Annotated in this window: 10 protein-coding genes; 5 read left to right on the top strand and 5 right to left on the bottom strand. The window is 50.1% G+C overall.

Annotation, left to right across the window (positions count from 1 at the left end; genetic code table 11):
* Nucleotides 1–18 precede the first annotated feature (18 nt).
* Genes ACJ67_RS06765 through der form a run of 3 tightly spaced genes read left to right on the top strand, consistent with a single transcriptional unit; the run spans nucleotide 19 to nucleotide 3,314 of the window.
* A complete protein-coding gene (locus tag ACJ67_RS06765) occupies nucleotides 19–657 on the top strand; it encodes a tetratricopeptide repeat protein (protein ID WP_018985455.1) in 639 nt (212 codons plus the stop codon).
* A gap of 6 nt (nucleotides 658–663) precedes the next feature.
* The gene (bamB, locus tag ACJ67_RS06760) at nucleotides 664–1,878 is read left to right on the top strand and encodes an outer membrane protein assembly factor BamB (RefSeq protein ID WP_049638419.1); all 1,215 of its coding nucleotides are present in this window, start codon (nucleotides 664–666) and stop codon (nucleotides 1,876–1,878) included.
* The gene (gene der / locus ACJ67_RS06755) at nucleotides 1,878–3,314 is read left to right on the top strand and encodes a ribosome biogenesis GTPase Der (RefSeq protein ID WP_049638418.1); all 1,437 of its coding nucleotides are present in this window, start codon (nucleotides 1,878–1,880) and stop codon (nucleotides 3,312–3,314) included. Before bamB ends, der begins: the two co-directional genes overlap by 1 nt.
* 55 nt (nucleotides 3,315–3,369) lie before the next feature.
* Here the strand turns inward: der and ACJ67_RS06750 are convergent, their stop codons facing one another.
* From ACJ67_RS06750 to ACJ67_RS06735, 4 genes are all read right to left on the bottom strand, one after another.
* Complete coding sequence (locus ACJ67_RS06750) at nucleotides 3,370–4,350, bottom strand: S49 family peptidase (RefSeq protein ID WP_049638417.1); 981 nt, start codon at nucleotides 4,348–4,350, stop codon at nucleotides 3,370–3,372.
* A gap of 82 nt (nucleotides 4,351–4,432) precedes the next feature.
* A complete protein-coding gene (locus ACJ67_RS06745) occupies nucleotides 4,433–4,780 on the bottom strand; it encodes a Rieske 2Fe-2S domain-containing protein (RefSeq protein ID WP_049638416.1) in 348 nt (115 codons plus the stop codon).
* Nucleotides 4,777–5,430, bottom strand: a complete 654-nt coding sequence (locus tag ACJ67_RS06740; protein ID WP_049638415.1) for an HAD family hydrolase — start codon at nucleotides 5,428–5,430, stop codon at nucleotides 4,777–4,779. The genes ACJ67_RS06745 and ACJ67_RS06740 overlap by 4 nt, the downstream gene beginning before the upstream one ends.
* A gap of 48 nt (nucleotides 5,431–5,478) precedes the next feature.
* Nucleotides 5,479–6,597, bottom strand: a complete 1,119-nt coding sequence (locus ACJ67_RS06735; protein WP_049638414.1) for a pseudouridine synthase — start codon at nucleotides 6,595–6,597, stop codon at nucleotides 5,479–5,481.
* 607 nt (nucleotides 6,598–7,204) lie between these two features.
* On the opposite strand from ACJ67_RS06735, the gene ACJ67_RS06730 reads away from it, so the two are divergent.
* Complete coding sequence (locus ACJ67_RS06730; protein WP_049638413.1) at nucleotides 7,205–9,895, top strand: Rne/Rng family ribonuclease; 2,691 nt, start codon at nucleotides 7,205–7,207, stop codon at nucleotides 9,893–9,895.
* Nucleotides 9,896–10,209: 314 nt separating this feature from the next.
* Nucleotides 10,210–11,661 (top strand): glycogen synthase GlgA, encoded by a 1,452-nt coding sequence (gene glgA / locus ACJ67_RS06725; protein WP_049638412.1) that lies wholly within the window; start codon nucleotides 10,210–10,212, stop codon nucleotides 11,659–11,661.
* A 141-nt stretch (nucleotides 11,662–11,802) separates the two neighbouring features.
* On the opposite strand, the gene orn is transcribed toward glgA, so the two are convergent.
* The gene (orn, locus tag ACJ67_RS06720) at nucleotides 11,803–12,387 is read right to left on the bottom strand and encodes an oligoribonuclease (RefSeq protein WP_049638411.1); all 585 of its coding nucleotides are present in this window, start codon (nucleotides 12,385–12,387) and stop codon (nucleotides 11,803–11,805) included.
* Nucleotides 12,388–12,470: the final 83 nt, after the last annotated feature.

Below are 12,470 nucleotides of genomic sequence, written 5' to 3'. Positions count from 1 at the left end.
AATACGCAGGAAAATTCAATGGCATACGATTTGGAAGAACAGGAACAACTGGACGAGTTTAGAGCCTGGTGGAACAAAAATGGTAAATTGGTCACGCGCCTGGTAATTGCTGCAGTAGTGGTATATGGTGGCTGGCAGGGTTATCAATCCTGGATGAACAGCAAGGCCACAGCAGCTTCAACAGCTTACCAAACACTGGTGAGCACGTCATTGCTGGATGTAGACAGCAAAAAAGCCGAACAAATCAGCAAAGAGGCTGAAGCTATCGAAAAAGATTACAGCATGACCCCTTATGCTGGCCGTGCGGCACTGTTTGCAGCACATGCCCTGCACGAAGCCAAACAGTCAGAAGCCGCCGAGAAACAATTGCGCTGGGCGCTGGCTGAAGCCAAGGAGCCTGCAATTAAACATATGGCCGCGATTGAGATTGCGGGCTTGCAGATTGAACGCAATGCGCTGGACGATGCTAAAAAAACCCTGGCAGCCATTGATGACAAAGGCTTTGACGGCATCAAGAATGCTTTACTTGGTGATATCTACATGGCCAATAAGCAGGAAAAAGAAGCCAAAGAAGCTTACAACAAAGCACTGTCAGGCCTGGACCCTGAAGGCAAACTCTTTTACCTGACCCAGCAAAAACTGGACGCACTGGGATAACCACCGATGAAGTTTGACTTCCCTGCCCTGCGCTACCAGTCGCAATCACTCAAACATGTCACGCTCGCCGCCTTATGCCTGTTGGCTAGCGGGCTTTCTGCATGCACGGCTTTCAATGATGTGAAAACCAACCTCAGCGAAAGTATTTTTGGGGCAGAACCAGCCAACCCTCCTGTTGAACTGGAGGATATCAAGTCGTCCTATGAGACACGGGTTTTGTGGTCTACCGATGTTGGCGAAGCTGGTCGCTTTACGTATGCACCTGTGTTGGCAGATAACCTGATTTATGCCGTCAATGTTGAAGGTAGCGTGATGCAACTGTCAGCTGAAACAGGTAAAAAAGTCTGGGAAACCCAACTTGGCGAGCCCATCAGCAGTGGTGTGGGCTTGGGTGGCGGCCTGGTATTGGCTGGCACCAGCAAAGGCCATTTGTACGCTTTAAATTTGAACGGCAAAAAACTGTGGAGTGCGATCCTGAGCAGTGAAATTCAGGGGCAACCACGCTATTATGATGGCACAGTCATCGTACGCACCAGCGACCACCATATTTACGGGATAGATGCCGCAGACGGCCGCCGCAAGTGGTCTTACGAGCGCGCAACCCCTTCCCTTTCCCTCAAAACACAGGCGGGTATCGTCGTTGATGGCGGTGCCGTCTATGCCGGGTTTCCTGGCGGCAAACTGATTGCCATACGAGCAGACAACGGTAAACTGATCTGGGAAGCCACCGTCGCACAGCCCAAAGGCGTGACTGAGATTGAACGTATCGCCGACATTACCAGCCTTCCGTTCGTTGACGGCCCATTGGTGTATGTGGTGGCCTATCAGGGCAAAGTCGCTGCAGTTGACCGTCAACGCGGCCAGGTTGTCTGGAATCGTGATATCTCCAGTTATGTTGGCCTCACCGCGGAGAATAACAAAGTCTACTTAAGCCATACCATAGGTTCCGTTTACTCACTGGATGCCAGCAACGGAAAAACGTTCTGGCGCCAGGGTAATCTGGGCTACCGTAACCTGACCGTGCCATTGCCTTTAAGCAATATCGTTGCCGTAGGCGATCTAGAAGGTTATATCCATTTACTCAGCCAGGATGATGGCAGTTTTGTTGGTCGCTTGCAGTTGGGCTCCAAACCCATCATGTCACTGATTGCAGGCAGCAATGCCAACCAATTCTTTGCGCAATCGCGTGACGGCCACATTTACGCAGTCACTTACAAATAATGTTACCTACCATTGTGCTTGTTGGCCGACCTAACGTCGGCAAATCTACATTATTTAACCGCCTGACCAAGTCACGCGATGCGCTGGTTGCCGACTTGCCTGGCTTGACTCGCGACCGTCACTATGGTCGCGGCTTAGGCGCAAGCCAACCTTATCTGGTGATTGATACCGGTGGCTTCGAGCCAACGGCAGACACAGGCATCCTTAAGGAAATGGCGAAGCAAACCCTACTGGCCATTGACGAAGCCGATGTAATTATCTTTTTGGTCGATGCCCGTGCCGGCCTGACGCCTCAGGAATTCACCATTGCTCAAACCCTGCGCAAGGCACAACGCCCTGTGCTGCTGGCGGTGAATAAAACCGAAGGCATGCGCAAAGCAATTGTCAGTGCCGATTTTCATGAGCTTGGCATGGGTGACCCCCTGTCCATCTCATCTGCCCATGGTGAAGGCGTGCGTGACCTCATTGAACTCGCACTGGAAACCATCAGCGATAAAGAAATTGAGTCACCTGAACCTGCCAACCAGGATAACCCGAGAATTGCCATCGTAGGGCGTCCGAACGTCGGTAAATCTACGCTGGTGAATGCCCTGCTGGGTGAAGACCGTGTGATTGCATTTGACCAGCCCGGTACCACACGTGACTCGATAGAAATTGCACTCGAAAAAAATGGCAAGCAATACACCATTATTGATACCGCTGGCGTACGCAAACGCGGCAAAGTATTCGAAGCCGTAGAAAAATTTTCTGTGATCAAAACCATGCAGGCGATTGAAGACGCCAATGTGGCGATTCTGGTCGTCGATGCCAAAGAAGGCATTACCGAACAGGATGCACATGTGGCTGCCTACATTGTCGATGCTGGCCGAGCGCTAGTGGTGGCCATCAACAAATGGGATGGCCTGCAGGATGATGAACGCGAGTGGATCAAGCGCGAGATTGACCGCAAACTGCAATTCCTGGACTTTGCCAAGTTTCACTATATTTCAGCGCTACGTAAAAAGGGGCTGAATGAATTGCTGGGCTCAGTCGATGTGGCGTTTAAAGCCGCGATGGCCAAATTGGCCACACCACAACTGACGCGTGTGCTCGGCGAAGCCACCACACAGCATCAGCCACCGATCAGTAAAGGCATCCGTCCTAAATTGCGCTATGCACATCAGGGCGGCAGCAACCCGCCGATTGTGGTGGTCCATGGCAACCACGTCGATGGCGTCAAGGCCAGCTATACCCGCTACCTGGAAGGCGTTTTCCGCAAGGCCTTCCAATTGGTAGGTACACCATTACGCGTGCAGTACCACCAAGGTGAGAACCCGTTTGACAAACAAGAAGATGAGCGTAAAAAAGGCGAAGGTCTGGTCACCATGCGTAGACGCAAAAACGAAATGCGCGCCAAGCTGAAGCAACGTAACGAGCAGAATAAAACCAAGAAATAAATCTCAGGCAATAAAAAAGGGGCTAACGCCCCTTTTTTATTGCTAAATTTATCGCCTATCTCAGGGACGGCAGCAGGTTTTTGGCACTCATGCCCAACTCCTGCGCCATGCTGGCCCCCAATTTCTTGGCGAAACGGTCAACAACAGTATCCTGATAAGTAAAATCAACGATTTCAGCTTGCTTGATCACTTCTCTTGCCACATATTCTGCACTCCCCTGCGCATCTGCCAAGCCCAATTTGATGCTTTCTTCACCGTTCCAGAACAACCCGCTAAAGATCTCTTCATTTTCTTTCAGGCGGCTCCCGCGGCCTTCACGCACGACAGTGATAAATTGCTGATGAATCTGATCAAGCATAGTTTGTGCAAAAGCCTGCTGTTTAGGATTAACAGGGGAGAAAGGATCCAGCATGCCTTTGTTTGAACCAGCCGTCAGCAGGCGGCGCTCAACACCCACCTTTTTCATGAGTTCGGTGAAGCCATAACCATCCATCAATACGCCGATAGAACCGACGATACTGGCTTTATCGACAAAAATCTTGTCAGCAGCCACGGCAATATAGTATCCGCCAGAAGCGCAAATATCTTCTACCACGGCATAGACCGGAATTTCTGGATGCAATTTGCGCTGGCGGTGAATTTCATCATTGATGATACCGGCCTGCACGGGGCTACCGCCAGGGCTGTTGATACGCAAAATAATCCCCTTAGTCCCTTTGTTGTCATAAGCATCGTTGAGGCTGCTGATGACTGCATCGGCATTGACCTGGCCGCCTGCTTCAATCACACCGGCAATATCAATGAGGGCGGTGTGTGCAGTCGACGCAGTCTTATTTTGCCCAACCACGCCCATCACCACCAATAACAATAGCAATAGGAAAAGAAAGCTCAGGGATTTGAAAAAAACTGCCCAGCGCCTGGCTGCTTTCTGCTCCTGCAATCCAGCCAGTGCAATTTTCTCTAAGGTGCGCATTGCCCAATCGGGAGATTGCGTGGTGGATTTGGAGTCAGATGACTGCTGATGTTCTTCTTGCATAATTCAACTTTCGTCAATAATTTTGGCTATTCTAACAATTATATCGGCTTGTTAACGCTCTATTTCCAACCTGAGTACAGACTTAAAACTGATCCAGATGGACTTTGATGACACCCGCCTCTTCTGTGACCGGAATCGGTGACAGACTTTTTCCCTGACATGGCCCCATGACGCAACGTCCGGTTTGGGGTGCATACATCGCACCGTGTGTGGCACAGATGATCCATTCCTGGGTCATATTAAAAAACTTGCCATGCTCCCAGTCCAGCTCCACCGGCACATGTGCACAACGATTCACATACGCATAAGGCTTGCCTTCAAAGCGCACGACGAAACCAGTCGCATGCGGCCCAAGCACAGGCACAGCAAAACGCAAGCCATTCCCCTTTTCGAGCAAATCCTCACTTTTAAAGGTCACGGCATCACTCATGTTTGCTCCAGTAGCCAGGCACTTAATGTTGCCACATCATCAAATATATAATCCGGGGAATACTGCTGTAAATGCTCGGCTGTTTGCGAGCCATAACTGACCGCCGCTGTGATGACCCCGGCATTTTTGCCCATTTGTATGTCATATTGCGAGTCACCAATCATCAGTGTGCGCTCAGGCATGACCACCAGTTCGTCCATGAGCTCATCCAGCATTTGCGGATGTGGTTTGGAAAAACACTCATCCACCGTTTTGGTGGCATTGTAATATCGGGATAATCCAGAAAGTTGCAACGCGGTATTCAACCCACGCCGCCCCTTTCCTGTCGCGACGGCCTGTTTACATCCTTTTTTATCCACACTGGCAATCAGTTCAGCAATACCAGCAAACAGTAATATGTTGTTTTCATTGGCATAATAATTACGATTGTAATTCGTTGCCAGGGCTTGCGCCTGAAACTCCGGGAGATCTCCATACAGCACTTCAATCGACTCACGCAAGCCTAAGCCAATAATACTGCGCGCCCGCGCTTCGCTGAGGCCTGGCAAACCTGCTTGCTCTGCCGCTTTTATTAATGCCTGCGAAATCAGGCCGGTAGAGTCCGCGATCGTGCCGTCCCAATCCCAAACCACTAAATCAAATTGTTTCACTGAGTGACTTTCCTAATATTACTTTTATAAATAAATCTGTGCGCATCACTACTTTACCAACTTAAATTGACGCTGTTGTTGCAGAAAACTCCCCAGCTCAAGGGGCAGCGGCGCGACGAGATGCAATGGCTCACCTGTCAGGGGATGTGCAATACGGGTTTCACTGGAATGCAGGAACATGCGCTTGAGACCTTGTTTGCTTAATTGTTTATTAAGCGCAAAGTCCCCATATTTATCATCTCCCAGAATTGGGAATCCCAAATGCGACAATTGCACACGTAACTGATGCGTACGGCCAGTAATCAGCTTGGCTTGCAGAAAACTGTAAGCGCCCAAGTTTTCCTGCAGATAAAACCAGGTTTCAGAAACTTGTGTTTCGACCTCAAATTTGCCTTTGGCAGCATGTCGCTTAGCCACAATACCCGTTGCTTTGAGTGATTTACGCCCCCCTGGTTCAGTATTCAGCAAAGGTTCATCAACGACCTGTACGCGGCGCTCCCCCTCTTCTGTGACATACTTTTGCAGATCCAGAGTCACTTTCCTTTTACTCTCCAGCCATTGCCCTTGTACCAGCATCAGGTAACGTTTATCCATACGGTGATGCCGCATGGCATCATGCAGGGCTGTGAGTGCTGAACGTTTTTTGGCAATCATCAATACCCCTGAGGTTTCACGGTCCAACCGATGCACCAGCTCCAGGAACTTGGCTTGTGGACGCTCCAGGCGCAGTTGCTCAATGACGCCCAGGCTGATACCACTGCCGCCATGCACCGCCATTCCGGCAGGCTTGTTCAGAGCCAGCATGGCATCATCTTCATAAATCACCTGTTCAGCCAACTTCACTTTAATGTTGCTGACAGACGGCTTGGCCGCAGTTTCAGCAATGCGGATCGGTGGAACCCTGACTTCATCACCAAGTTGCAAACGATATTCGGCGTCCACCCGCTTCTTGTTTACGCGGACCTCACCACTACGCAAAATACGGTAAATATGGCTTTTGGGTACCCCTTTGAGCACCTTGGCCAGGTAGTTATCTATACGTTGTGTTTCCGAAGCCTCATCCACACGCAAATGCGTCACGCGGTCACTGGCTGGCCGCGCTTCAGAGTCGCTTGCACTGCTGGTTAGCGCTGGCGGCAAGGATGATGTTTGAAATTGTGAAGTCATAGTTGCAGGTCGTGCTTTGCTTTATCGGGACTTATGGATATACTGTCGAGATTCTGAATCAGCGGTCTTTCCGGCCATGGCGACAACATCGCGGTGCCGAACTCGAGATTACCATCGATCCCAGCCCCTGACATTCCGGGTCCAGATTTTCTCTGGCTCGCAATTGTATTCAGAATCAAAAATTTTGGTGAATACCGCTCGCCATCAAGTAGCGATAATTAATTAGAAATGATTTAACCCGAAGCTCACGCAGAATAAACAAACAAATGAGCTCGGCGTTTGCCAAACCCGAATTTTAACGAAATTACCCTCTGTTTAGGGTTTTATTTTTGCAGTCAATGACGATGGACAAGACAGGTCACACAACCCTGCCACGCACGCACTGCACCCTTGCAGAATCTGAGTATTCAGTAGCGAAAGCGCTGCTGCACTCAAGTGCATATTGATGCCTGCCATGTTGTGCTGAATCCCTATTCGCCAGCATGAAAAAAGCCATTGCACATTTATGGTGACAAGCTGTCACTTCGTTAACTTCTGGTGGTTGATTTATAACCCTGGCCCGCCCGGCACTGATGACTATTCTGTGGCTTCGACTTAGGAGCCCTGCATGAAAAGAATGTTGTTTAACGCAACGCAATCAGAAGAATTGCGCGTTGCGATTGTCGATGGACAAAAACTCATAGACCTGGATATTGAACACGCTGGTAAGGAACAACGTAAAAGCAATATCTACAAAGGCGTGATCACACGCATAGAACCCTCTCTCGAAGCCGCATTTGTCGATTATGGTACTGACAGACACGGCTTTTTGCCTTTTAAGGAAATCGCCCGCAGCTACTTTCAGGACAAGCCTGAGCAAGGTCGTGCCCGTATCCAGGACGTCATCAAGGAAGGTCAGGAAGTCATTGTCCAAGTAGACAAGGACGAGCGTGGCAGCAAAGGTGCCGCGCTGACGACTTTTATTTCACTGGCTGGCCGTTACCTGGTATTGATGCCCAACAACCCCCGTGGAGGTGGCGTTTCCCGTCGCGTGGAAGGTGAAGAGCGTAACGAGTTGCGTGACACCATGGCGCAGTTGGAAGTGCCTAACGGTATGAGCATTATTGCGCGTACGGCCGGAATTGGCCGTAACGCAGAAGAACTGCAATGGGACCTGAACTACCTTTCCCAACTATGGCAAGCCATTGAAGATGCCTCCAACTTCCAGCCTGGTGCTTACCTGATTTACCAGGAAAGCAGCTTGGTGATCCGCGCCATCCGCGATTATTTCAGTGCCGATATTGGCGAAATCCTGATTGATACTGCAGACGTACATGAGCAAGCCTTACAGTTCATGAACCACGTGATGCCAGGCAATGTGACCCGCGTTAAACTCTATCAGGACGAAATCCCTCTGTTCTCCCGCTTCCAGATCGAGCATCAGATCGAGTCAGCGTTTGCGCGTGAAGTAAGACTGCCTTCCGGCGGCGCGATTGTGATCGACCACACTGAGGCCCTGGTTTCAATTGACGTCAACTCTGGCCGCTCCATCAAAGGGGCTGATATTGAACAGACTGCGTTCAACACTAACCTCGAAGCGGCTGAAGAAGTGGCGCGGCAGATGCGCCTGCGTGACCTGGGTGGTCTGGTGGTGATTGACTTTATTGACATGGAAAACCAGCGCAACCAGCGTGAAGTGGAAAACGCCTTGCGTGATGCCCTGCATCACGACCGCGCACGCGTCCAGATGGGTAAAATTTCCCGTTTTGGTTTGTTAGAATTATCCCGCCAACGCCTGCGCCCTAGCCTGGGTGAAACCAACCACATGACCTGCCCACGTTGTAACGGTACCGGTCATATCCGTGGCATTGAATCCACTGCATTGCATATCTTGCGTATTACGCAAGAAGAAGCGATGAAAGACAACAGCGCGATTATCCAGGTGCAATTGCCTGTGGAAGCGGCCACTTTCCTGCTTAACGAAAAACGTGCAGACATTCATAAGATTGAGCAGCGTACAGGTGTGGAAGTCATCCTGATTCCTAACATCCACATGGAAACGCCAAATTACAACATCCTGCGTATCCGTCATGATGATGTGAATGAAGAAACCACCCAGGCCAGCTACAAAATGGTGGACCTGCCTAGCGAGTCCGATTACCAGCACCGTTTGCAACAGGCTGCGGCACCAAGCAAGATTGAGGCTTTGGTGAAAGGGATTACTCCAGCGACTGCTGCACCGATTGTGGAGGAAAAACCGGCTGTGGCGCCTGCCACTGAAGCCAAAAAGTCCTTCTTCGGTGTAATCAAATCCTGGTTGGGCCTGGAAGAAAAAGAAGTGGTGCAAGAAGTTGAAAAACCAGCGCGCGAATCCAGGGAATCTGGCCGTGACCGCAACAAAAACCGCAACCGCCGAGACCGTGACCGCCAGCGTGAACGCAATCAAGAGCGTGGTGAGCGCCCAGCCAAAGAGGAAAACGCGCACAACAAACCACGTCAGGAACGCCAGGCACAGGAAAAACCCATTCAAAAAGACAGACAAGAGCGTCAACCAGCGCAAGAAACTGCAAAAGTAGACCCAAACCAGCCTGTATTGACTTCACAGGCGAACGAAAACAAACAAGAGCGTGGTGAACGCGGTAACCGCCGCAACCGTCATGGTCGCCGTGACCGTCGTCAGCGTGACGAATCCACGCCAGCGACAGCCGAAAGCGCAGTAAACACTCATGCGCCTGTGGAGGCAGTGATCGCTGATGCAGCGCCAGTTGTCTCACCTGAAATGGCAGCTGTCAACACAGAAACAGCAGCTAAAATGGAACCTGCGACTAAAGCCGCTGACCCAGTGGTTGCGCAAGTGTCTGTTGCAGAGGCAGCAACAGAAAGCCGTGACACAAGCACTGCTGAAACAACTGCAACGCCAAACGAAGAAAGTGCAACTGAGAAAAAAGCGCCGCGTAGCCGCTCACGCACCAGCAAAGCTAGCAAGGCGCGTGGCAAAACTGAAGCGCCTGCGATAGAACTGGTTGAAACAACCTCTACCGCCACGACAGTGGAAGCAACGACAGAAACAGAAACACCCAAAAAGAAACCAGCTCGCAAACGTAAACCTGCCGCAAAAACAGCAGAAAGCGTTGCCGATGCAGGCATTCAATTGGTAGAAACCAAATCTGAACCTGTCGCAGCCCCATCTGCTGTAGCCTCTGGCACGGAAACACCAACCAAGGCAAAAAAGCCACGTAACGCTGCCAAGTGGAAAAAAGACGAAGCAGGTAATACAGCAGACGCTGGCCTGGTGATGGTGGAAACGCAGAAAGAATAAATCTTGACTGCGAGCTGCTGCAAATAAAAAGAGGACCACACGGTCCTCTTTTTTGTCGGCTCTTAACTCCTCGCCAATAACCAGCACATCCCCCACTAGGAATCCGCCGATGGCATTAGCCATTCACGCTCCTAATGAAAGTAGGCTCGTAGAATTAAACCAACGCAACAGTTTCCAGCGCGCCCCATTGCCTATTTGAAGCCGACCAAACGCCAAGATTTCATTTTAATGTCCTTCTAAAACAATAGCAGGCGATGTATCATAAGTTTAAAAAATTTGAGTACCTACCCTCCTGTTGATTTTAAGAGACTCCCTTGCGTTTACTATTTGTCACTTCAGAAATTTTCCCATTGATCAAAACAGGAGGCTTGGCAGATGTCAGCGGTGCATTACCCGCTGCACTTACCGCAACTGGCGTGGATGTTCAGATTCTATTGCCCGCCTACCGTGGCATCCTGGCGCAATGTGACTCACCGCAGCACTTAGGCTCCTTGCAGGCCTTTCACGATATTCGTTGCGACATTTACCAGACTACCCTGCCCGGCACCCGCATCCCTTTGCTGCTGATTGACGATCTGGCACTCTATGACCGCTACGGCGGCCCTTACAACCACCCGATTTATGGTGACTGGCAAGATAATCCACTGCGCTTTGGTTTGCTATCCAAGGTTGCGGCGATGCTGTCTGTACCGAATATGCTGCAATCCTGGCTGCCGGAAATTGTTCATTGCAATGACTGGCAAACCGGACTTGCCCCCTACTATCTCAAGCAAATGGGCAGTATGGCCAAATCCGTTTTCAGTATCCACAACCTAGCTTTTCAGGGTAACTTTCATGCCGACTGGCGTTATCGCCTAACGCTCAATGAAGAGGATTTCCAGCCAGCGGGTTACGAGTTTTACGGTCACCTGTCATTCATGAAAGCAGGATTGTATTACGCCGATGCACTGTCAACAGTCAGCCCGACCTACGCCAGAGAAATCCAGACTGAACAGTTTGGATTTGGTTTCCAGGGGTTACTGCAACATCGCGCCCATGATTTGACTGGCATACTGAATGGCATAGACACAGACGTGTGGAATCCGTCAACCGACCCTTATCTGCCTAACAATTATGATGAAAAAACGCTCGCCAGCAAGAAGCATGTCAAAAAATCGTTACAAGTGGAATTAGGCCTACAGCCACGCGCTTCAGCTCCATTGCTTGGCGTGGTCAGTCGACTGACGCATCAAAAGGGGCTGGATATGCTGGTTGAGATTGCGCATGAGTTGCTTGCGACCGGTTGCCAGTTGGCTGTATTGGGTAGCGGTGAACCAGCGTTGGAGCAGGAGTATCTGGCACTGATGCAGCAATATCCAGGGCAGGTCTCTGTCACCATCGGTTACAACGAGCCATTGTCGCACCGTATCATGGCTGGCACCGATATCTTTGTCATGCCTTCCCGTTTCGAACCATGCGGGCTGAACCAGATGTACGGATTGCGATACGGCACTATTCCGGTCGTCGCCAATACTGGCGGCTTGGCAGATTCGGTGCAAGGCGGAGTCGTCCCTGACAAAGGATTGTTACCAACCAACATGACAGGACTGGTAATGCCGGAAAATAATCCATGGACACTTTTGGTCACATTAAGGCAGGCATTGCAGATTTATGCCAATTCTCGTCAGTGGAAACAACTGCAAAAACAGGCCATGCAACACGATGTCAGCTGGGAAACCAGCGCTCAACACTACCTGGAAATGTATCAAAAACTGCTTAATGTTTAATAAACAAATACTTACAAGTGACCGACAAAAAGTGAAGAAAAGTTGGCATAGAAGGTGCTTATTACCAATCAAGCTTCTCCAAAGCTAACTTCTCCTCCCTCAAGACGCCAAATAGGCGTCTTTTTTTTATGCAGATTTTTCTCACTCTGTTTTGGCAGATGGTGTCATGTTCAGGAAATGATCGCGGTAATACTTTAATTCATCAATGGATTCGTAAATATCTGCCAAGGCCTCATGGCGGCTGGCTTTTTTAAAGCCTGCATAAATATCCGGGCGCCAGCGACGAGACAGTTCTTTGAAAACACTCACATCCAGATTACGGTAATGGAAGAACTGCTCCAGCCTTGGCATGTAGCGGGCCATAAAACGCCTGTCCTGACAAATAGAGTTACCACACATCGGCGACTTGCCAGCAGGGACATGCTCTTTGAGAAAGGCCAGCATGGCATCTGTGGCAGCCTCTTCATCCAGTGTGGAGGTCTTCACTTTATCAATCAGTCCACTGCGTCCGTGTGTTCCCTTATTCCAGGCATCCATACCATCCAGGACAGCGTCCGATTGATGCACGACCAGCACAGGAGATTCAGCGATCACATTCAATTGTGCATCGGTGACCACGGCCGCCAATTCAAGAATGCGATCACTGTCAGGTAGCAACCCACTCATTTCCATATCCAGCCAGATTAAATTGTCCTGATTAGTTGCCAATTGTGTGCCTCTCGTCATGATTTCCATTAAAATGAAACATTATATTCAGTTCAGTGAACAAGGTGGAGTTAAATCCATCAAAATAGCATCCTGAAATCAAT

The sequence above is a fragment of the Methylophilus sp. TWE2 genome, assembly GCF_001183865.1.
Lineage (GTDB): Bacteria > Pseudomonadota > Gammaproteobacteria > Burkholderiales > Methylophilaceae > Methylophilus.
This window is presented reverse-complemented; position numbering and strand designations above follow the sequence as displayed.